The following is a 20,942-nucleotide window of genomic DNA, read 5'->3' as shown; positions in this document are numbered from 1 at the left end:
CGCGTACCTGCTGGCCCCGGCCACCTCCTCGGACCAGGCGGCCAACTCAGCGAGCGGGGCGCAGCGCTGGCCCGCGGGCAACCCGCCGGTGCAGCAGGCGAACGCCTCGGCGCCCGACTGGGTCGCGACGGCCGCGGCGGTCGCGCCGAGCGTCGTCTCCATCACCATCGGGTCGAACACCGGGCAGGGCGGCCAGGGCTCGGGCGTCATCCTCGACGCCGAGGGCCACATCGTCACGAACAACCACGTCGTCGCCGCGGGCAGCGGCGGTGGCTCGGCCATCCTCGTCACGCTCAACGACAAGCGCGCCTATCGGGCCTCGGTCGTCGGCACCGATCCCAGCACCGACCTCGCCGTGCTCAAGCTCGACGACGCCCCCGGCGACCTCACCCCGATCACCATGGGCAACGACAGTCAGCTGCAGGTCGGCTCGCCGGTCATGGCCGTAGGCAACCCGCTCGGGCTCGCCGGCACCGTGACCACCGGCATCGTCAGCGCGCTGAACCGGCCGGTCACCACCCAGGCGGCCGGCGGCGGCGACAGCCCGCTCGGCAGCGGCGGCGAGTACGTCGTGACGAACGCGATCCAGACCTCGGCCGCGATCAACCCGGGCAACTCCGGCGGCGCGCTCGTCAACTCCTCCGGGCAGCTGGTCGGCATCAACTCCTCGATCGCCCAGACCTCCCAGGACGGCGGCAACATCGGCATCGGCTTCGCGATCCCGGTCAACGAGGCCCGCTCGGTGAGCGCCCAGATCCTCTCGTCGGGCACCGTGCGTCACCCGTACATCGGGCTCACCGGGCGCGGCGGGTACGTGCGCGACGGCGACGCCCAGCGCGCGGCCGCGATCATCGAGCGGGTGACCCCCGGCAGCCCGGCCGCCCAGATCGGGCTGCAGCCCGGCGATGCCGTCGTCGCGATCGACGACGAGCCCGTCGACGGCTGGGAGGGGCTCGTCGCCCAGGTCCGCGAGCGCGACGTCGACAGCCAGGTGAAGCTGACGATCGTGCGCAACGGAACGCGCCAGGACATGCAGGCGACCCTCGCAGAACGACAGGGTTCCTGACCGTACGGACCCCGCGCGGCCGGGTGCCAGCACGGCGGCACCCGGCCGCGCCGTCTCCGATCGGACTTAATCGGGCATCTGACGTGCTGGCACCAACATGCCTGCGGTTCACCTCGAATGCACCTGCCACTACCATCGATGCCGCAGGCCATGGGCTCGGAGACGGCCCGCTCGCCCGGCTGCATTCGCTCGCCGGGAGCGCCCTGACCGGGGTGATCCGTGCTCAGCACCGCGCTCGAGCCCGCGCTCCGGCCGGGGAGCCGGTGACGCGTAGGTGAACTGAGTCTAGGCCGAACTTTCGCGCAAGAAAACCGTCTCACGATGGGCCCTCTCGCTAACCGGACCCGTTCGGACGCGCAATCATAAAGAGGTGGACATCACCTTCCTCGTGCTGGTGCTCGTCGTCGTGACGGCGCTGGCGTTCGACTTCACCAACGGCTTCCACGACACCGCCAACGCGATGGCAACCTCGATCGCGACCGGTGCCCTCAAGCCCAAGGTCGCCGTCACCTTGTCGGCGATCCTCAACCTCGTCGGGGCCTTCCTGTCCGTGGAGGTCGCGCTCACCGTCACCAACGCGGTCGTGCGCATCCAGGACAAGAGCGGCGCCCCCCGCGCAGAACTGCTCGCCGGAGGCGGGCAGTTCCTGCTCCTCATCGTCTTCGCCGGCCTCATCGGCGGCATCGTGTGGAACCTGCTCACCTGGCTGCTCGGACTCCCGTCGAGCTCGAGCCACGCCCTCTTCGGCGGCCTCGTCGGCTCCGCCATCGCGGCCCTCGGCTTCGGTGGCGTCAACTGGATGGGCGACGGCAGCAAGCTCGACGGCGTCGTCGGCAAGGTCATCCTGCCGGCGCTCGCCTCGCCCGTCATCGCCGCGATCGTCGCGATGTGCGGCACCTGGCTCGTCTACCGGATCACCGCCGGCATCGGCGAGCGCTTCAAGGAGGGCGGCTTCCGCTGGGGTCAGATCGGCACCGCCTCCCTCGTCTCGCTCGCGCACGGCACCAACGACGCGCAGAAGACGATGGGCGTCATCACCCTGGCCCTGATCGCCTCCGGCTCCTGGACCGACACCCACAGCGTGCCGTTCTGGGTCAAGGTCGCCTGCGCCCTGGCGATTGCCCTCGGCACCTACATGGGCGGCTGGCGGATCATCCGCACCCTCGGCAAGGGCCTCGTCGAGATCTCCTCACCGCAGGGCATGGCCGCCGAAAGCTCCTCCGCCGCCGTCATCCTCACCTCCAGCCACCTCGGCTTCGCGCTGTCGACCACCCACGTGGCCACCGGCTCCATCCTCGGCACCGGACTCGGCCGAAAGGGCGCCGAGGTGCGCTGGGGCGTCGCCGCCCGGATGATGCTCGCCTGGCTCATCACACTGCCCGCCGCGGGCCTCGTCGGCGCGGTGATGTTCCTCATCGGCAACACGATCGGCGGCCTCGCCGGCCCCATGGTCATCTTCGCGATCCTGTGCGCGCTGGCCGGCTACATGGTCTGGCACGCCAACCTCAAGCCGGTCAACGCCGGCAACGTCAACGACGAGTGGGACGAGACCCGCGCCGCGGTCGGAGCCGGTGACGGCCCCGACTCCACCGAGACCACGACCCACGAAGCCCCCACGGGCCGCTGAGAGGACGATTCACGATGTTGTCCCTGTTCGCCTCGTCCATCGTCCAGGTCCTCGGCCTCGGGCTCGTCATCGGCGCCGGCCTGCCCGCGCTGTTCGCCATCGGCATGCGCGCCCTGGCCTACGGCCACGGCGAGGGGCCGGACGGCGCCCACCACCCGGCCGGCACCGCGTTGTCCATGCTGTGCTTCGGGCTCGTGCTGTGCGCGATCGCGCTCGGCATCCTCATCATCGTCTCCAGCGGTTTCGGGTACGCGGTGAGCTTCGAGCACATCGTTCCCACCCTGGTGGAGAAGTAGCCCCCGCCCGCGGGGCGCTGCCGCGGCCACCGGAGCCGACGTGATCACCCGACTGCAGCGCATCGTCGCCTGGCTGCGCACGGGGTACCCCCACGGCATCCCCGAGCGGCACTACCTGCCGTTGGTCGCGCTCCTGGGCCGTCGCCTGTCCGACGACGAGACCCGGGAGCTCGGCGAGCGCCTCGTGGCCGGCGGCCTCGTGCCCGCCGACCGCCTCGACGTGGCCGTCGGCTACCTGCGGATCACCGACCAGCTGCCGAGCAACGAGGAGATCGCGCGCGTCTGCCGGCTCCTGCGGGAGGCGGGCTGGCCGGTGCGCGACGACGGGCCTGACTCGCGTTAGGTCACCGACCCGGCTCCGCATGAATTGTCGGTGAACTCCGAAGGAACCACTCCGGCAACGGTGCTCGTCGCAGTGCCGAATGGTGCAAATGACCCTGTGCGGCGGGATGTCGGGGCCCCGAAGCGGGGCCAGGATGTTCGCCGTGGACATCACCTTCATCGTGTTGGGGCTGGTCGTCGCGACGGCCCTGGCGTTCGACTTCACCAACGGCTTCCACGACACCGCCAACGCCATGGCGACCTCGATCGCCACCGGTGCGCTCAAGCCGAAGACCGCCGTCATCCTGTCGGCGATCCTCAACCTCGTCGGCGCGTTCCTATCGGTCGAGGTCGCCCTCACGGTGACGAACGCGGTCATCAAGATTCAGGACCACTCCGGCGCCCCGAACCCCGAACTCATCGCGGACGGAGGCGGATTTCTGCTCCTCATCGTGTTCGCCGGGCTGATCGGCGGCATCGTGTGGAACCTGCTCACCTGGCTGCTCGGCCTCCCGTCGAGTTCGAGCCACGCCCTCTTCGGCGGGCTCATCGGCTCCGGCATCGCGGCCCTCGGGTTCGGCGGCGTCAACTGGATGGGCGACGGCAGCAAGCTCGACGGCGTCGTCGGCAAGGTGATCCTGCCGGCGCTGGCCTCGCCCTTCATCGCCGGCTTCGTCGCGATGTGCGGCACCTGGCTCGTGTACCGGATCACCGCGGGCATCGGCGAGCGCTTCAAGGAGGGCGGGTTCCGGTGGGGCCAGATCGGCACCGCCTCCCTCGTCTCGCTCGCGCACGGCACCAACGACGCCCAGAAGACGATGGGCGTCATCACCCTGGCCCTCATCGCCACCGGCGAGTGGACCGACCTGGGGTCGATCCCATGGTGGGTGAAGATCGCTTGCGCCTCCTCGATCGCCCTCGGCACCTACATGGGCGGCTGGCGGATCATCCGCACCCTCGGCAAGGGCCTCGTCGAGATCTCCTCACCGCAGGGCATGGCCGCCGAAAGCTCTTCGGCCGCGGTGATTCTCACCTCCAGCCACCTGGGGTTCCCGCTGTCGACGACCCACGTGGCCACCGGCTCCATCCTCGGCACCGGGCTCGGTCGCAAGGGCGCGGAGGTGCGCTGGGGCGTGGCCGGGCGCATGGCGATCGCGTGGCTCATCACGCTGCCGGCCGCGGCGCTCGTCGGCGCCGTCATGTTCCTCATCGGGCACGTCCTCGGCGAGCCGTTCGGTCCGCTGGTGATCTGCCTGCTGCTGCTGGGCATGTCCGGCTACATGGTGCACCACTCGCGTCGCAAGCCGGTGCACGCCGGCAACGTCAACGACGACTGGGAGAACCCCGACACGGTGACCGGCCCGGAGGGCGCCGAACCGCCCGTCGACGAGGTCGCCGGGGCGCACCCCGCCGACCGACCGCTGCACACCGACACGACGACCTGAAGGACCCGACGATGACGCTGCTCACCCTGTTCTTCAACGCCATCCGGCAGGTGCTGCTCGCCGGGCTCGTCCTCGGCGCGGGCCTGCCCGCCCTGTTCGCCGTCGGCATGCGCACCCTCGCCTCCGGCAACGGCGAGGGCCCGGGCGGGGGCCACCACCCGCTGGGTGTCGCCGCCTCCTACGTGTGCTTCGCGTTTGTGTTCCTGTTCATCGCGCTGGGCATCACGGTCATCCTCGGCTCCGGCTTCGGCTTCGCCGTCAGCTTCGAGCACATCTACCCGACGATCGTCGACAAGTGAGCGCAGGAGCCATGACCACACACCCCGACACGCCACGCGACGTGCTGTCCCGCGTCGTGACCTGGCTGCGCGCGGGCTACCCCGACGGGGTTCCGCAACACGACTACGTCGCCCTGTTCGGCATCCTGCACCGCGCCCTCACCGAGGGCGAGGTCGACGACATCGCCCGTCGCATGCTCGCCAGCGGCCGCGTGCAGGCGTCCGAAGAAGAGATCGGCCAGGCGATCCGCGCCGCGATCCACGAGCGCCCCGCGAGCGAAGACATCGTCCGCGTGTCGGTGAGACTGGCGCAGGGCGGTTGGCCGTTGGACCCTAATCCCGTGGGTCAGAACTGACGATCGGTCGACACGACGCGGTGGGCCCACTCGGCGAACGCCGGGTGGGCCGCTGTCGTGCGCGGCGATGTGGCTCGTTCGTGCTCGACCCGCCGACCGATCCGACCGCCCGACCCGCCTCGCCTGCCGACCCGCCCCGCTGACCCGCCTCGCTGGACCGTTCACATCGGAGCTCGAACCCGTGGCGCCGACCCACCGACCCGCCGCCTCGCTGCACCGACCGCAGAAGGATTCTCCGTATGCTCGCCCCGATTCAACGCATCGTCGACTGGCTGCGCGCCGGTTACCCCAACGGCATCCCCGAACGCGACTACGTGCCGCTGTTCGCCCTGCTGCGCCGACGACTCTCCGACGAGGAGGCCCGTCAGCTCGGGCGCGAACTCGTCGCCCGCGGCCTCGTGCCCGCCGACCGCATCGACGTCGGCGTCGGCTACCTGCGCATCACCGACGAACTCGCCAGCGACGACGAGCTGCGCCGCGTCTCGCAGCTGCTCCGGGAGGCGGGCTGGGACGTCTCCGACGACGCCGCCGGCCCCCGCTGAGCGGCGGTGCCGCGATGAGCTCCGACGCCGGCCCGGCTCCCTCCCCTGCCGCCGTGTCGATGCAGGTGCGCGCCGACCTCGGGCGCCACGCGGAGGCGGTGCTGGCCCGCTACGACGAGCCGCACCGCGCGTATCACACGGCCGAGCACCTGCGCGAAGGCTGGGCGGCGCTCGAGACGCTGCTGCGGGCCGAGGCGGTGACCGGCGAGCGGGCGCGCACGGCCCGGCTCGCGCTGTGGTTCCACGACGCGGTCTACGACCCGCGGGCCGCCGACAACGAGGCGGCGAGCGCGGCGCTGGCCCGTCGGGTGCTCGGCGCCGCGGGCGAGCCTGCGGGTGTCGTGGACGACGTGGCCCGGCTCGTCGAGGCGACCGCCGAGCACCGCGCCGCGCCCGACGACGCGGCCGCGGGCTGCCTCCTCGACGCGGACCTGTGGATTCTGTCGGCACCCCCGGACCGGTACGACCGCTATGTGGCGCAGGTGCGCACCGAGTACGCCCACGTGCCCGACTCCGACTTCGCCGCCGGCCGCGGCGCGATCCTGCGCGACCTGCTCGACCGCCCGCGCCTGTACGTCACCAGCGCCGCCCGCCCCTGGGAGGCCCCCGCCCGCGCCAACCTCACCCGCGAACTCACCCCCCACCCCTGACGCCCGCCCCGCATTCGGCGCCCCGGCCCCACCCCATTCGGCCGAAGGCTGCCCTTTCGGCCGGGGGCTAGGGTTGCGGCACGAGCCCTCGACCGAAAGGGCAGCCTTCGGCCAGGTGATTGCCCAAGCGCCAGGTGATTGGCGGTGGCCCAGGGTGGCTCAGGGTGGCTCAGGGGTGGAGGTGGCGGTCGAGGAGGGGATACCAGGGGGCGGTGGCGCAGCGGTCGGCGACGGCCTGCGCGTCGGCCCAGACGATGGGCTGCCCCTCGGGGCCGATGCCGTCGACGCCGAGGGCGTCGACGCGGGCGGTGAACACCGCGACGTGGCACGTCTGGCTCAGCCGCGGGTGCGCCGGGGGCGCCGCGAACCGAATCCGCTCGTACCCGAAGGGCACCAGGCTCCCCGCGTCGAGTCGCACCCCCGTCTCCTCGGCGACCTCGCGCACGGCCGCCTCCCGTGCGCTCTCCCCCGGCTCGCGCCAGCCGCCGGGCGCCTCCCAGCCGCCGCGCTTCGGGCTCCCGACCAGCAGGAGCCGGTCACCGGAGTCGGTCACGAACGTCACCGCCGCGAACGTCGAGTCCGCGGGCGGGTCGAACGGCGACGTGAGCATCTCGGCCACGTGCGGCTCCCGCAGAAACGGCAGTCCGTCGGGGATGCTGGCCACCGGCCGCTCCCCGCGCCGCTTGCGGAACCGCAACCCGGCCGCGCGCACGGCGGCGAGCAACTCGCGATTGCTGACCGGCAGCGCCCCCGCGGCGACGACCTCGTCGTAACGTTCGGCCGGCACGTCGTAGTGGTCGCCGTCGTAGGAGCGCGGGTGCAGCCCGGCACGCACGGCGAAGTCGTGCAGTTCGGCGATCGAGGTGTCGCTCGCGAGATGGCTGAACAGCCGGCCGCGAAACGGCCACATCGGGGGGTCGACGAGGATCGGCATGGCCAGCCCAGGATAGGGCCCGGCCCGCCGCTCGCTGATCCAGAGACGAACCAGGAACGGCGGGCAACCCGGTCCGATCATGACAGTGCGGTGATAAATTTTTCACCGCACTGCGCCGCTCGGTCGACAACAATCCTTTTCGGCCCGGCTTCGGGTACGGCAGATCGTCGCCGGAGACCCCTACCTGTTCCAGCTCGTCGGCCAGCAGGCGTGGAACGCCTCGGACGGACCGGTCATCACGAAGGCCGACGTGGCCCGCGCCGACCGCGAGACCTACGCGGATCGGCTCCGACTCATCGAGGCCGCGGTCGACGACATCCCGCCGGGCGAGATGGCCGTACTGAGGGTCGTGTACGAGTTGCTCGACGAGCAGCTGACCGTCGCCGGCGCAGACGTCGCCGCGCGCCTGGGCAAGACCCAACCCCAGATCGCGCCGGCGGCACAACGCCTGGAGAGGCGAGCCGTCATATCGCGCGACTGGGGGCGCTGGCGGGTGGAGAACCGTCTCCTGCACCGCTACCTCACGAGCGGCGACATCCTTCCCTGACCGTGCCGCAACCAGGGGATACGGCTACTGGCGCGGCTGCGGCATCCACACCTGCGCCTGCGAATCCGGGCCGTAGTAGTGCCCGTTCGGGATCGTTTGGAGCTCGATGAGCATGCCCCACGGCGCCTTGACGTAAACGCTGCCGTTGCCGGGCGAGTCCTCGTGGCGGCTGTTGCCGTGCACCTCCGAGAGCGCCTCGCCGCCCGCGGCGACGAGCCGGGCGAGCGAGCCCTCGATGTCGTCGCAGTAGAGCGCGATGTGGTTGAGGCCCAAGTCCGCCAACCCGGAGGCGGGCCGCTGCTGCCCGGAGATCTCGAAGACCTCCAGCCCGGGCCCCTGCCCGATGACGAACATGCGCTGCCGGTGGATCGCGGCGCCCGGCGGCAACCCGAGCTGACGCTCGACCTCCGGCCCGCGGCGGGGCTCGTCGTCGGTGGTCAATCCGTCGTAGGCGATCTTGGCGCCGAGTCCCTCGGCGAAGAAGCGGGTGGCGGCGTCGAGGTCGGGCACGGTGACGCCGATGTGCTGGATGCCGCGGGGCAGGGGTGCGTCGCTCACGGTCGGTCCCTTCTGAGCTGAAGCAGACGATGCCGGGCCAACCGGCGAGCGCAGACTACCCAGGCACCCTGCGGACCGACCTGGGAGCCCGGGCGCCCGGGCACACCGACCCGGGGCACCCGAAACCTTGCCCGGGCACGCCGAAGGCCCCGGCGCGATGCCGGGGCCTTCGGGACGTGCTGCGAACTGGGCCGATCAGAAGCCCATGCCGCCCATGCCACCCATCTCGTCGCCGCCACCGGCAGGCGCGGCGGCCTTCTCCGGCTTGTCGGCGATGACGGCCTCGGTGGTGAGGAACAGCGCGGCGATCGACGCGGCGTTCTGCAGCGCCGACCGGGTCACCTTGGCCGGGTCGATGATGCCGGCCTTGATGAGGTCGACGTACTCGCCGGTCGCGGCGTCCAGGCCCTCGCCCGGGGTGAGGTGGCGCACCTTCTCCGCCACGACGCCGCCCTCGAGGCCGGCGTTGACGGCGATCTGCTTCAGCGGCGCCTCGATGGCGACCTTGACGATGTTCGCGCCGGTCGCCTCGTCACCGGACAGCTGCAGCTTGCCGAACGCGGCGTCGCCCGCCTGGATGAGGGCCACGCCACCACCGGCGACGATGCCCTCCTCGACGGCGGCCTTCGCGTTGCGAACCGCGTCTTCGATGCGGTGCTTGCGCTCCTTGAGCTCGACCTCGGTGGCCGCGCCCGCCTTGATGACGGCCACGCCGCCGGCGAGCTTGGCGAGGCGCTCCTGCAGCTTCTCGCGGTCGTAGTCGGAGTCGGAGTTGTCGATCTCGTTGCGGATCTGACGCACCCGGCCCGCGATCTGGTCGGTGTCGCCGCCACCCTCGACGATCGTCGTCTCGTCCTTCGTGACGACGACCTTGCGGGCGGTGCCGAGCATGTCGAGCTCGGCGGTCTCCAGCTTGAGGCCGACCTCCTCGGAGATGACCTGGCCGCCGGTCAGCGTGGCGATGTCGCCGAGCATGGCCTTGCGACGGTCGCCGAAGCCGGGGGCCTTGACGGCCACGACGTTGATGATGCGGCGGATCTGGTTGAGCACCAGGGTCGCCAGGGCCTCGCCCTCGACGTCCTCGGCGATGATCAGCAGCGGCTTGCCGGCCTGCTTGGTCTTGTCGAGGAGCGGGATGAGGTCCTTGATCGAGCCGATCTTGGAGTTGACGACGAGCACGTAGGCGTCCTCCAGGACGGCCTCCATGCGCTCGGGGTCGGTGACGAAGTACGCCGAGATGTAGCCCTTGTCGAAGCGCATACCCTCGGTGAGCTCCAGCTCGAGGCCGAAGGTGTTCGACTCCTCGACGGTGATGACGCCTTCCTTGCCGACCTTGTCCATCGCCTCGGCGATCATCTCGCCGATCTGGGTGTCGGCGGCGGAGATCGACGCGGTCGCGGCGATCTGCTCCTTGGTCTCGACGTCCTTGGCCATGCCGAGCAGCTCGTCGGAGACGGCCTGGGTGGCCTTCTCGATGCCGCGCTTGAGGGCCATCGGGTTGGCGCCCGCGGCGACGTTACGCAGACCCTCCTTGACGAGGGCCTGGGCGAGCACGGTGGCCGTCGTCGTGCCGTCTCCGGCGACGTCGTCGGTCTTCTTGGCGACCTCCTTGACCAGCTCGGCGCCGATCTTCTCGTAGGGGTCGTCGAGCTCGATCTCCTTGGCGATGGACACACCGTCGTTGGTGATCGTGGGGGCGCCCCACTTCTTCTCCAGCACGACGTTGCGGCCCTTGGGGCCGAGGGTGACCCGAACGGCGTCGGCGAGCTGGTTCATGCCCCGCTCGAGCCCGCGCCGGGCCTCCTCGTCGAACGCGATGATCTTGGCCATGTGCGGTGGTTCCTCCCACACGTTGCGGATTGAGGTGGACCGGCGATGCCCGCGACGGACGAGCCCCGACCCCACCGCGCCGTTCGCGGCGGGCCGACACCCTCATCGATCGGTCCGACTGCTGTGCAACCACCCGTCGGGCCCCGAGGAGACCGTGTCGCGACCGCCGGCCGGCGACGCGCGCGTTATCACTCGGCACCCGAGAGTGCTAACCCCATGATTAGCACTCGACCCCTGCGAGTGCAAATATCGACAGCCGTCGCCGCAGCCCCGGCGCCCGGGAGACGACGAAGCACCCGCCGCGACCGGGCGGGTGCTTCGAGAGGGAGACGGGTCGCTCAGCCCATGCCGAGGCGGCGCGCGGTGCGGGCCTTCTGGCGCGAGGAGCGCATCCGGCGCAGCCGCTTGACGAGCAGCGGGTCGTGCGCGAGCGCGGCGGAGGAGTCGATGAGGGTGTTGAGCGCCTGGTAATACCGCGTGGCGCTCATGTCGAAGAGTTCGCGGATCGACTGCTCCTTGGCGCCGGGGTACTTCCACCACTGCCGCTCGAAGGTCAGGATCTCGATCTCGCGCTCGGTGAGCGCCGCCGTCGCGGGCTCCGAGCAGCCCTGCTGGGTCGTCGGGTCCGTCGCCGTCATGTCGTCTCCTCCTTCACGCCCGGTCGCCCGGAGCGCCGAGTGTGCCCGTCGCCTGCCCCGGCCGTGTCGCTCGACCCGGGGAGCCGGCCCGCCACGGCACCCCGCATCGGGGCCCTGAGCAGCGGTGACGACCACCGAGGCGATGACCATCGTGCCAGCTAACGACAAGCATGTCATTCACCGCCGACAAGACCGCGCGGCGCACCGCGGGGGCGGCGCGCCGGGCGCCTTTGGCCTCCAGGCGGGCACGCGAAAACACCCCAGTTAACGAGGTCGTCGGGCGACACGACCCACGCCTGTCGCCGATCCGCCACGCGCCCCGGTCACACTCGAGCTGACCGGGGAACCACCGGCCACCATCGACCCCGCCTCACGTTTCGCATCACGGCCGAGGCGGCCATCAGGAGGGCCACATGGAGCATCTCAGGACGGGACACCCTGCACCCGCGTTGTGCCTCCTCGACCAGCGTGGCGAGCCGTTCGACCTGGCCGAGCATCCTCGCCGCGACGCCGCCGAGTACCGCCGCCGCGACGACGCGCGCACCGTCGTCTACTTCTTCGCCGGCGCGTTCACGCCGGAGTGCACCACCCAGGCCTGCGACCTGCGCAAGAACCTCGCCTGGCTCAAGGGCGCCGGAGTCGGCGTGGTCGGCGTCTCGGGCGACGACCCCCAGACCCTCGCCGAATTCGACCAGCGGCACGGGCTCCCGTATCCGCTGCTGTCCGATCCCGACCACGCCGCGGCACGCGCGTGGGGCGCGTGGGGCACGCGCACCGTCGACGGCCGCACGAGCGACGGGCCGCTGCGCGCCACCTTCGTCGTCGGGCCCGACCGCTCGCTGCAGGCGCTGTACTACCGCGTCGACCCCGCGACCCACGCCAACTGGCTCATGCGCGAGCTCGGTTTGTGAGCGCTGCGCTGGTCAGCCCTGCGTTGGTGAGCCCTGTCCTGCTCAGCCCGCGCTCGTGAGCGCTGCGCGCCCTTGACAGGCTTCGTTCCGACCACGACATGATGGGGCGCGCACGAAACCGCCGTTTCGTATCGCGGAACTTCGCGGACCGCCGAAAGGAGCCCGCATGCCGATCGGCCTGGAGCAGTTCAACGCCGCACCGGCCCAGGAGGCGACCGAGGCGCTGCGCCCCTGCCTCGACGTCGAGCGATGGATCGCCGGGGTCGTCGGCGGGCGGCCGTACGCCGGGCTCGACGACCTGATCGCGGCGGCTCGCGCAGCCGCCGACCCGCTCACCCCCGCCGAGATCGAGCAGGCCCTCGCCCACCACCCCCGCATCGGCGAGCGCGCCCGCGGCGACTCCCCGGAGGCGGGCCTGTCCCGCGGCGAACAGTCCGGCCTGCACCTCGACGACGACGTGCAACGCCGCCTCGCCGAGGGCAACGCCGCCTACGAACGCCGCTTCGACCGGGTGTTCCTCATCCGCGCCGCCGGCCGCTCCAGCGAACAGATCCTCGACCAGCTGACGACGCGGCTGGGCAACGACGACGAGACCGAATCGGCCGTCGTCGCCGACCAACTGCGCCAGATCGCCGTCCTGCGCCTGCAAGGAGCCGTGTCGCCATGAGCTACGTCACCGCCCACGTGCTCGACTCCGTCGTCGGACTCCCCGCGAGCGGAGTCGTTGTCACCCTGGCGCAGGCCGACGGCACCGAGATCGCCCGCGCCCGCACCAACGACGACGGGCGCGTGCCCGACCTGGGGCCCGACTCCCTGACCTCCGGGGAGTACCGGATCACCTTCGGCACCGGCGACTACTTCGCCGCCCGCGGCCAGGCGACGTTCTACCCGCACGTGACGATCGACTTCGTCGTCGACGCCGCGCAGGCGCACTACCACGTGCCGCTGCTGCTGTCGGCCTTCGCCTACTCCACCTACCGCGGCAGCTGACCCCCGCACCGGCCGCACCCGCCGCGACGGGCGCACAAAGGCGGCCGAACCGCCGACCGCACCGCCCGAACCGCCGATCGCGCCGGCCGCGACGGGCCGGTCCCGGAGACCGCCGGAAAACCGGTGAGCCTGCAGGTCGGGCCGGAGGGTCACACGCATTAGGCTGCCTGAAATGCAGCCCCGACCTATCCCGTGACATCTCCGCCAGGCCCGGCCCGCGATGCGGCGAGCCGGGCCGGTGGGCCGTCCGGGACCCCCGCATCACACACCCCGTCCGACCACTCAGGAGCACTCCGGAATGGAACACCCCGAAAAGAACCCCATCTACGGGTCCGACGTAGACCCCGAAGAGACCGCCGAGTGGATCGAGTCCTTCGAAGGACTGGTCTCGAGCAAGGGTCCGGAGCGGGCTCGTGACATGCTCGCCACCCTCGGCGCCCGCGCCGCATCCCTCGGGGTCGCCGCCGAGCCGCGGCTGACCAGCGACTACGTCAACACCATCCCGATCTCCGCGGAGCCGGCGTACCCGGGCGACGAGGACATCGAGCGCATCTACAGCCGGTGGATCCGCTGGAACGCCGCGATGGTCGTGCAGCGCGCCCAGCGCTCGGCGCTGTCGGTCGGCGGTCACATCTCCACGTACGCCGGCGCGGCCGTGCTCTACGAGGTCGGCCAGAACTACTTCTTCCGCGGGCAGGACCACCCCGGCGGCGGCGACCAGGTGTTCTTCCAGGGCCACGCCTCGCCCGGCATGTACGCCCGCGCCTACCTCGAAGGGCGCCTCACCGAGCAGCAGCTCGACGGCTTCCGGCAGGACCGCTCGGCGGCCCCGAACGGCCTCCCCTCCTACCCGCACCCGCGGCTGGCGCCGACCTTCTGGCAGTTCCCCACGGTCTCCATGGGTCTGGGCCCGATGAACGCCGTCTACCAGGCGCAGTTCAACCGCTACCTGCACAACCGCGGCATCAAGGACACCTCCGACCAGCACGTGTGGGCGTTCCTCGGCGACGGCGAGATGGACGAGCCGGAGAGCCGCGGCTTCCTGCAGCTGGCCGCCAACGAGCGCCTCGACAACCTGACGTTCGTCATCAACTGCAACCTGCAGCGACTCGACGGGCCGGTGCGCGGTAACGGCAAGATCGTGCAGGAGCTCGAGGGCCTGTTCCGCGGCGCCGGCTGGAACGTCATCAAGGTGCTGTGGGGCCGCGAGTGGGACCCGCTGTTCGAGAAGGACTCCACCGGCGAGCTCGTGAAGATCATGAACGAGATCCCGGACGGCGACTTCCAGACGTACAAGGGCGAGTCCGGCAAGTACGTGCGCGAGGAGTTCTTCGGACGGTCCCCCGGCGCGCTCAAGCTCGTCGAGGACTGGACCGACGACGACATCTGGGCGCTGCGCCGCGGTGGCCACGACTACCACAAGATGTACGCGGCGTATTCGGCGGCCACGGCCCACCAGGGCCAGCCGACCGTCGTGCTCGCGCACACCGTCAAGGGTTACGGTCTCGGCTACAACTTCGAGGCGCGCAACGCGACGCACCAGATGAAGAAGCTGACGCTGCCCGACCTGAAGTACTTCCGCGACTTCCTCAACATCCCGCTGACCGACAAGCAGCTCGAGGGCGTCTACGACGCGCCGTTCTACCACCCGGGCAACGACGCCGAGCCGATGCAGTACATGCTCGAGCGGCGGCGCAAGCTCGGCGGCGGCGTGCCGGAGCGACGCACGAAGACCCGCGAGCTGAAGCTGCCGCCGGAGAAGACCTACGACGGTCCTCGTCGAGGCTCGGGCAAGCAGCAGGCCGCGACCACGATGGCGTTCGTGCGGCTCATGCGTGACCTCATGCGCGACAAGGAGTTCGGCAAGCGCGTCGTGCCGATCGTGCCCGACGAGGCCCGCACGTTCGGCATGGACAGCTTCTTCCCGACCGCCAAGATCTACAACCCGCGCGGCCAGACGTACGCCGCGGTCGACCGCACACAGTTGTTGGCGTACAAGGAGTCGGAGTCGGGCCAGATCCTGCACACCGGCATCAACGAGGCCGGCTCGGTCGCGGCCTTCACGGCGGCCGGCACGTCGTACTCCACGCACGGCGAGCCGATGATCCCGATCTACATCTTCTACTCGATGTTCGGATTCCAGCGCACCGGCGACTCGTTCTGGGCCGCGATGGACCAACTGGCCCGGGGCTTCATCATCGGAGCCACGGCCGGTCGCACGACCCTGACCGGTGAGGGCCTGCAGCACATGGACGGCCACTCGCCGGTGCTCGCGGCGACCAACCCGGCGGTGAAGGTCTACGACCCGGCGTACGGCTACGAGATCGCGCACATCGTCAAGCAGGGCATCGAGGAGATGTACGGCCCCGACGCCCAGGACGTCATGTACTACCTGACGGTCTACAACGAGCCGATCGTGCAGCCCAAGGAGCCGGCGGACGTCGACGTCGAGGGCATCAAGAAGGGCATCCACCGCCTCTCCGAGGGCTCCGGTGACGGCCCGAAGGTGCAGCTGCTGGCCTCCGGAGTCGGTGTGCCGTGGATCGTGCACGCCCAGGAGATCCTCGAGCAGGACTGGGGCGTCTCCGCCGACGTGTGGTCGGTGACGTCGTGGTATGAACTGCGCCGCGACGCCCTGGCCGCCGAGAAGGACGCGTTCCTGCACCCGGAGGACGGCGCGCGCACGCCGTTCGTGACGCAGAAGCTCGGCGAGGCGCCCGGACCGATCGTCGCCACCAGCGACTACGTCTCGGACCTGCCCGACCTCATCCGGCCGTACCTGCCGCAGAAGTTCGCGTCACTCGGCGCCGACGACCACGGCTTCTCCGACACACGGGCCGCCGCTCGCCGCTACTTCCACATCGACGCCCACAGCGTCGTCGTGCGCGCGCTGCAGCTGCTCGCCGAGGAAGGCACCGTCGGCTCCGACATCCCGGCCAAGGCCGCCGAGAAGTACCGTCTCCTCGACGTCAAGGCCGGCGTCTCCGGCAACGCCGGCGGCGACGCCTGACGCTCGCCTCGAACGGGCCGCGCTCCTTGCCGGGGCGCGGCCCGTTCGCGTGCCCCGGGGAAGCGCCCTTTCGTCCCCAGGATTGACCTCTCGCGAGCGGTCACGTCAGTTGCGCCCCGCAACATCGCAGGTCACGAGCCGGTTCAGGCTCCGGCCTCCAGCGATTGACCGCTCGGTGCACGCTGACGGGTCACTTTTCGCCCTCACCACGCGCATCCAGCGGCGCGCCCTGCGGCGATCAGCTGACGGCACAGCTCTTCGCGAGCCACCGCTCGCAAGATCGTGGAGGCGGTGACGAACACGACGCGGTATCCCGCCGCCTCCAGCTGTCGGCGTCGCGTCTCGTCGGCCTCACGTCGTCGAGGATCGCCGTGGTAATCGCTCTGGTACTCCACGATGAGTCGGGCCTCGCGCCACAGGAAGTCGACCTGCGCAAGCCATTCGCGAGAATCGTCGTACAGCACGACGTTCAGCTCGGGCTCCGGGAGGCCGCCCTCGACGAACCCGAGCCGCGCCCGGGTCTCCATCGGCGATGCGCTACCGCAGCGCACCCGAGCCAGGGCCCGGCGGGCCACCCGCACGTGGCGACCGTGCCGACGCCGGGAGATGGCGCGTTGCAGTTCCTCGATCCCGGCTCGGTTGGCTATCTCGTCGCCCATGATGATGAGCTCGGTCTCGCTCAAGTGACTGGCCAGATCGCACCACGTGTCGCCGAGACTCGTCATCCTCAGCCCATTCACGTCGTCGATGCACCGTTGCTCGACGCCGCGCCAATCGGTGACGCCTCGCCGTCGGAATCGACGACCTGACGGCACCAGCACGTGCACCTGTGGGTCGACGATGAGCCCATCAGGAAGAGTGAGCCCGTAGCGACGGGCCGCTGTGATACGACACAAGGCCGCTCCCGGCGGGGCCACGGACAGCACGGACGCCAACGCCCAGTCCGACGAGTCGACCACCGACGGACTCGAGGCGCCGTCCGGCGGCCCCGCCTCGGTGGCGACAGATGTAGCGGGGCTCTGGGGCCGCGACATGGCGTTGGCTGTGGTGGGAGTGATCATGGGGCCAGGCTGCCGGGTCTCTGCACAGAGAGTCCGAACCCTGCCGGCCGGCGGTGGATAACTCACTGGTGGCAGACGACCTGTGGACAGATGGGGTGTTTGCACGACGTTGGTCCGGCAAGCACCCATCCGCGGCAGGACGAGCTCGAGATTGACCGCTCGCGGGCCATCGAGCGGTCAATCGGCCACGGAACGCCCAAGCACATGCCTCTGACCTGCACTGATGCGGCTAGCTCGCCGAGTGACCGCTCGCGAGAGGTCACTACACGTGATCCTGTGCGAACGGAGTCCGTCGCTGGGCCCGGCCGTGACGCGGGCCCCATCGGGCCGACCGGCCCAACGAGGTTCAGCGGAAGGGCGGGCCAAGACCGGCGTGCCGGTTGACGTCCTTGTACAGCAGGTACCGGAAGGGTCCGGGGCCGCCGGCGTAGCAGGCCTGGGGGCAGTAGGCGCGCAGCCACATGAAGTCGCCGGCTTGCACCTCGACCCAGTCCTTGTTCAGCAGGTACACGGCCTTGCCGGTGAGCACGTAGAGGCCGTGCTCCATGACGTGGGTCTCGGGGAAGGTGATCGTGCCGCCGGGGGCGAACGTGACGATGTTGACGTGCATGTCGTGACGCACGTCGCCCGGGTCGACGAACCGGCTCGTGGCCCAGACCCCGTCGGTGTCGGCCATGGGGATCGGCTCGACCTGCTGGTCGCTGGTGACGAACGACTCCGGACGGTCGATGCCGTCGACCTCCTCGTACGACTTGCGCACCCAGTGGAAGGTCGCGGTCGCGCTCGCGTCGTTGCGCAGGGTCCACCGCGCGCCGGGCGCAACGAACGCGTACCCGCCCGTCTCCAACTCGTGCTCCAGGCCGTCGAGGGTCAACGTCAGCGAGCCGTCGACGACGAAGAGCACTCCCTCGGCCTTCGGGTCGGGTTCCGGGCGCTCGCTGCCGCCTCCGGGCGAGACCTCGACGATGTACTGGCTGAACGTCTCGGCGAAGCCGGTCAGCGGTCGAGCGATCACCCACAATCGTGTGTTGTTCCAGAAGGGCAACTGGCTCGTCGTGATGTCACTCATCGTCCGAGCCGGCAGCACCGCATAGGCTTCTGTGAAGACGGCTCGGTCGGTGGTCAGCTCGGTCTGCGACGGCAGGCCGCCGCGGGGAACGAAGTAGGGGGTGGACATGGAAACGGGACCTCACTCATCGGTGCTGCCCGACAACGGCAGCACGCTCTCCGTGTCGGACTTCGGGCGGGCGAGCAGCGCGAGACCGGCCGGGTCGAGACCGGTCGCCTCGCGCAGCTCCATCTCGTCCAGAGCACCGCACGCGTACCCGCGGTGCAGGTAGCGGGCCAGGGCCCGTGCGGTGGCCGGCTCGTCGAGCACCCCGCCTCCGCTCTTGTGCACGTACGCGTGCAGCCGCTGGGCGGCGCGTGCGAAGCCGCCGCGGTAGAAGCCGAACGTGGCGAGGTAGCGGGTCGGCAACTGGGCGGGGTGCAGGTCCCAGCCCTGGTAGATCCCGTGGGCCAGCGACCGTGAGACGAGTCGGTGGTGCAGCCGCCAGGCGTCGATGACGTGCCCGGGCTCGCCGACGGGCAGCACGTTCGTCGAGCCGTCGGACAGGTGCACGCCGGTGCCGGCGACGGCCAGCTGCATGAGCGCCTTGGCCTGGTCGGCCACCGGATGCTCCATCGACTGGTGCTCGGCGGCGACACCCATGGAGGCCGAGTAGTCGTAGGTGCCGTAGTGCAGCGAGGTGACGCGCCCGGCCCCGGCGTGCAGCGCCCGGGCGACCGGAATCGTGCCGTCGGCCGCGAGAACGAGTTGCGGGGTCTCGACCTGGATCTCGAATCCGATGCGGCCAGAAGGCAATCCGAGCGCGGTTTCGAGGCGCTCGCACACCCCGACCATCGCCTCCACCTGGCTGACCGTGCTCACCTTCGGCAGCGTGACGACGAGACCGTCGGGCAGTTCGCCGCGGTGGGCCAGCGCGGTGAGAAAGCCGTCCAGGGTGCGCAGCCCGCGCCGCCGGGTCGGCGCCTCGAGGCATTTGAAACGCAGACCGAAGAAGGGCGTCGCGGTGCCTGCCTCGATGGCCTCGCGCAGCTGGCCGGTGGCGCGCTCGACCTCGGCGTCCTCCGCGTCGTCGCCGCGCGTGCCGTAACCATCCTCGAAGTCGATCCGCAGGTCTTCGATCGGCTCGCGCTCCAGCTTGGCGAGCACGCGCGGACCGATCTGCGCCGCCAGCGCCGCAGGAACCCCGATCTCGGCGCAGACGGTCTCGATGCCGCCGTGCTCGGCCACCGCGCGCAGGGCCTGGGCGGCCCACTGCGCAGGCAGATCGGCGTTGTAGCGATCGGCCGGTACATAGACGGTGTGCACGGGTTGGCGTCCGTCGCGATCGCCGGGGTAGGTGCGCTCGAGAAAGGAGTCGGTGTCGGACAGCTCGGCGTCGACCCGCCGCAGGTCATCGCCGCTGAGAGTGGTTCGCACGGGCACCTCCTGTCTGCTGTCGAACGTTCGATTCCACCATGCGTTCACGGGACGCACGCGTGGCGGGTGCCTCACGGGCGAGCGAGGACCCGTCCGATGCGAGCCGCGGCCTCGTGCAGCCGCGGCACGGCGCGTAGCCCGAACCGCAGGTCGACGCGCGCGAGCGGGCCCGAGACCGACACGGCGACGGGCACGGGCACGTCGGGCACGCTGACCGCGTAGCAGCGCACCCCGAGCTCCTGCTCCTCGTCGTCGATCGCGTACCCCTGCTCGCGGATGCGGGCGAGGTCGTCGAGCAGGTCGGCGACGGTGGCGTGGCTCTTCGGCGTGCGCTGCGGCAGCCGGTCGTCACCGACGAGCCGGCGCACCTGCTCGTCGTCCATCGTCGCGAGCAGCGCCTTGCCGACGCCGGTGTCATGCAGCGTGACGCGCCGCCCGACCTCGGTGAACATGCGCATCGAGTGCGGCGAGGGGCTCTGCGCGACGTAGACCGCACCGTCTCCGTCGAGCATCGCGAGATTGGCGCTCTCACCGAGTTCGCCGACGAGCCAACGCAATTCGGGGGTGGCCACGGTGCCGAGCTGCTTGCCCGCCTGTTCGCCGAGGCGGATGAGTCGGGGGCCGAGGGCGTACTGCCGCGACGGCAGCTGCCGGGCGTATCCGAGGCCGACGAGGGTGCGCAGCAGCCGGTGGATGGTCGGCAGCGGCAGTCGGGAGGCGGTGGCCAGGTCGCTCATCGAGATCTCGCCGCCGGCGTCCGCGATGGCCTCCATGAGATCGAATGCCCGCTCGACGGACTGCACCGAGCCCGTGCGCGCCCCGGCCCTGGAGCCCGCCCGGCCGGTGCCGGAGCCGGGTGCCGCGGGCTCGCCGGCCGCCGGGGTGACGTCGTCGTCAGCCCCCGGCGTCGGCGGGTGATCAGCAGCCATACCGGGAGTGTAGGCGCCGAGGCGGCAGGTCGAGGGGCGCCTCGACGCTCCGGCTGCGCCCTCTCGGAGCCGGTGCGCGGTCGGTCTCCGGCGCCGGTCAGGCTCCTCCCGGCGTGCCCGGGGACCACCGCGTTTTCCGCATGGCAGTCGCTCCTTTCCACGAGCTTGTCCGCGGCGGCGGCAGACTCCTCGATCGCGGGCGCAGCGGTCAGGCCCTTGGGTCCGGGGTGAGGGCCGGGGTCGGGGGTCCGGGGTTGTGGCACCACCGCGCGCACTACCGTGAGCAGCGATCCGCCCGACGGAAGGACCGCGACCATGACGCAGGAACCCCGGAGCGCCGAGCCTCACGAGCCACCGGACGCCGAGACGGCCGGGGTCGCCGATCCCAACGATCCCGCACGCATCCGGGCGTTGATCCGTGGGCACCGGGACCGGCGGGGCGAGCGCCACTGGCGGGGCCGCGCCACG

The 20,942-nt window shown here is 70.9% G+C and carries 22 protein-coding genes; 14 read left to right on the top strand and 8 right to left on the bottom strand.

The genetic code is table 11. The features are described from left to right. The 9 genes from PINTE_RS13245 to PINTE_RS13205 all read left to right on the top strand — a co-directional run. Positions 1-1,066: S1C family serine protease (locus tag PINTE_RS13245; RefSeq protein WP_068431413.1), on the top strand; the 1,066-nt coding region annotated here is incomplete at its 5' end. 370 nt (positions 1,067-1,436) lie between these two features. Beyond that, a complete protein-coding gene (locus PINTE_RS13240; RefSeq protein WP_084343572.1) occupies positions 1,437-2,693 on the top strand; it encodes an inorganic phosphate transporter in 1,257 nt (418 codons plus the stop codon). Between the two features lie 14 nt (positions 2,694-2,707). Next, a complete protein-coding gene (locus PINTE_RS13235) occupies positions 2,708-2,989 on the top strand; it encodes a hypothetical protein (protein WP_068431411.1) in 282 nt (93 codons plus the stop codon). A 40-nt stretch (positions 2,990-3,029) separates the two neighbouring features. Next, positions 3,030-3,332, top strand: a complete 303-nt coding sequence (locus PINTE_RS13230; protein WP_157087238.1) for a DUF3349 domain-containing protein — start codon at positions 3,030-3,032, stop codon at positions 3,330-3,332. 133 nt (positions 3,333-3,465) lie between these two features. After that, the gene (locus PINTE_RS13225) at positions 3,466-4,755 is read left to right on the top strand and encodes an inorganic phosphate transporter (RefSeq protein WP_373280159.1); all 1,290 of its coding nucleotides are present in this window, start codon (positions 3,466-3,468) and stop codon (positions 4,753-4,755) included. 11 nt (positions 4,756-4,766) lie between these two features. After that, entirely contained in the window at positions 4,767-5,054 is a 288-nt protein-coding gene (locus PINTE_RS13220; RefSeq protein ID WP_068431408.1) for a hypothetical protein, read from the top strand. Between the two features lie 11 nt (positions 5,055-5,065). Then, positions 5,066-5,389, top strand: coding sequence for a DUF3349 domain-containing protein (locus PINTE_RS13215; protein ID WP_068431405.1), 324 nt, complete (start codon positions 5,066-5,068; stop codon positions 5,387-5,389). A 239-nt stretch (positions 5,390-5,628) separates the two neighbouring features. Continuing rightward, positions 5,629-5,931, top strand: a complete 303-nt coding sequence (locus PINTE_RS13210; protein ID WP_068431402.1) for a DUF3349 domain-containing protein — start codon at positions 5,629-5,631, stop codon at positions 5,929-5,931. 14 nt (positions 5,932-5,945) lie between these two features. Beyond that, positions 5,946-6,581 (top strand): HD domain-containing protein, encoded by a 636-nt coding sequence (locus tag PINTE_RS13205; RefSeq protein WP_068431399.1) that lies wholly within the window; start codon positions 5,946-5,948, stop codon positions 6,579-6,581. A gap of 169 nt (positions 6,582-6,750) precedes the next feature. On the opposite strand, the gene PINTE_RS23945 is transcribed toward PINTE_RS13205, so the two are convergent. After that, positions 6,751-7,596 (bottom strand): DUF4031 domain-containing protein, encoded by an 846-nt coding sequence (locus tag PINTE_RS23945; RefSeq protein ID WP_217996592.1) that lies wholly within the window; start codon positions 7,594-7,596, stop codon positions 6,751-6,753. A 169-nt stretch (positions 7,597-7,765) separates the two neighbouring features. On the opposite strand from PINTE_RS23945, the gene PINTE_RS13195 reads away from it, so the two are divergent. After that, positions 7,766-8,062, top strand: a complete 297-nt coding sequence (locus PINTE_RS13195; protein ID WP_068431392.1) for a hypothetical protein — start codon at positions 7,766-7,768, stop codon at positions 8,060-8,062. A 24-nt stretch (positions 8,063-8,086) separates the two neighbouring features. Here PINTE_RS13195 and PINTE_RS13190 read toward each other — a convergent pair whose 3' ends face one another. The 3 genes from PINTE_RS13190 to PINTE_RS13180 form a co-directional block, all read right to left on the bottom strand. Further along, entirely contained in the window at positions 8,087-8,620 is a 534-nt protein-coding gene (locus tag PINTE_RS13190; protein WP_068431386.1) for a VOC family protein, read from the bottom strand. A 195-nt stretch (positions 8,621-8,815) separates the two neighbouring features. Next, complete coding sequence (gene groL, locus PINTE_RS13185; protein ID WP_068431383.1) at positions 8,816-10,450, bottom strand: chaperonin GroEL; 1,635 nt, start codon at positions 10,448-10,450, stop codon at positions 8,816-8,818. 338 nt (positions 10,451-10,788) lie between these two features. Further along, on the bottom strand, positions 10,789-11,088 hold the full coding sequence (locus tag PINTE_RS13180) for a DUF3263 domain-containing protein (protein WP_068431379.1): 300 nt from the start codon (positions 11,086-11,088) through the stop codon (positions 10,789-10,791). 413 nt (positions 11,089-11,501) lie between these two features. Between PINTE_RS13180 and PINTE_RS13175 the strand changes: the two genes are divergently transcribed. The 4 genes from PINTE_RS13175 (at position 11,502) to aceE (ending at position 15,999) form a co-directional block, all read left to right on the top strand. Next, positions 11,502-11,999 carry a peroxiredoxin gene (locus tag PINTE_RS13175; protein WP_084343569.1) on the top strand — a complete coding sequence of 166 codons (498 nt, stop codon included), beginning with the start codon at positions 11,502-11,504 and terminating at the stop codon, positions 11,997-11,999. A 166-nt stretch (positions 12,000-12,165) separates the two neighbouring features. Then, positions 12,166-12,666 carry a 2-oxo-4-hydroxy-4-carboxy-5-ureidoimidazoline decarboxylase gene (uraD, locus tag PINTE_RS13170; protein WP_157087237.1) on the top strand — a complete coding sequence of 167 codons (501 nt, stop codon included), beginning with the start codon at positions 12,166-12,168 and terminating at the stop codon, positions 12,664-12,666. Continuing rightward, positions 12,663-12,989, top strand: coding sequence for a hydroxyisourate hydrolase (uraH, locus tag PINTE_RS13165; RefSeq protein ID WP_068431375.1), 327 nt, complete (start codon positions 12,663-12,665; stop codon positions 12,987-12,989). Before uraD ends, uraH begins: the two co-directional genes overlap by 4 nt. Positions 12,990-13,287: 298 nt before the next feature. Next, positions 13,288-15,999, top strand: a complete 2,712-nt coding sequence (gene aceE / locus PINTE_RS13160; RefSeq protein ID WP_068431373.1) for a pyruvate dehydrogenase (acetyl-transferring), homodimeric type — start codon at positions 13,288-13,290, stop codon at positions 15,997-15,999. A gap of 203 nt (positions 16,000-16,202) precedes the next feature. Here aceE and PINTE_RS23265 read toward each other — a convergent pair whose 3' ends face one another. From PINTE_RS23265 to PINTE_RS13140, 4 genes are all read right to left on the bottom strand, one after another. Next, a complete protein-coding gene (locus PINTE_RS23265) occupies positions 16,203-16,682 on the bottom strand; it encodes a DUF559 domain-containing protein (RefSeq protein ID WP_169798528.1) in 480 nt (159 codons plus the stop codon). 724 nt (positions 16,683-17,406) lie between these two features. Then, positions 17,407-18,237 carry a bifunctional allantoicase/(S)-ureidoglycine aminohydrolase gene (locus PINTE_RS13150; protein ID WP_068431369.1) on the bottom strand — a complete coding sequence of 277 codons (831 nt, stop codon included), beginning with the start codon at positions 18,235-18,237 and terminating at the stop codon, positions 17,407-17,409. 12 nt (positions 18,238-18,249) lie between these two features. Beyond that, a complete protein-coding gene (locus PINTE_RS13145) occupies positions 18,250-19,545 on the bottom strand; it encodes a DUF6986 family protein (RefSeq protein WP_157087235.1) in 1,296 nt (431 codons plus the stop codon). Between the two features lie 71 nt (positions 19,546-19,616). Beyond that, a complete protein-coding gene (locus PINTE_RS13140; RefSeq protein ID WP_068431417.1) occupies positions 19,617-20,318 on the bottom strand; it encodes an IclR family transcriptional regulator in 702 nt (233 codons plus the stop codon). Positions 20,319-20,942: the final 624 nt, after the last annotated feature.

The sequence above is a fragment of the Piscicoccus intestinalis NBRC 104926 genome (assembly GCF_001515525.1).
In the GTDB taxonomy this organism is placed as follows: Bacteria; Actinomycetota; Actinomycetes; order Actinomycetales; family Dermatophilaceae; genus Kineosphaera; species Kineosphaera intestinalis.
Note: the sequence above shows the minus strand (reverse complement) of the source record. Positions and strands in the feature narration are given on the sequence as shown.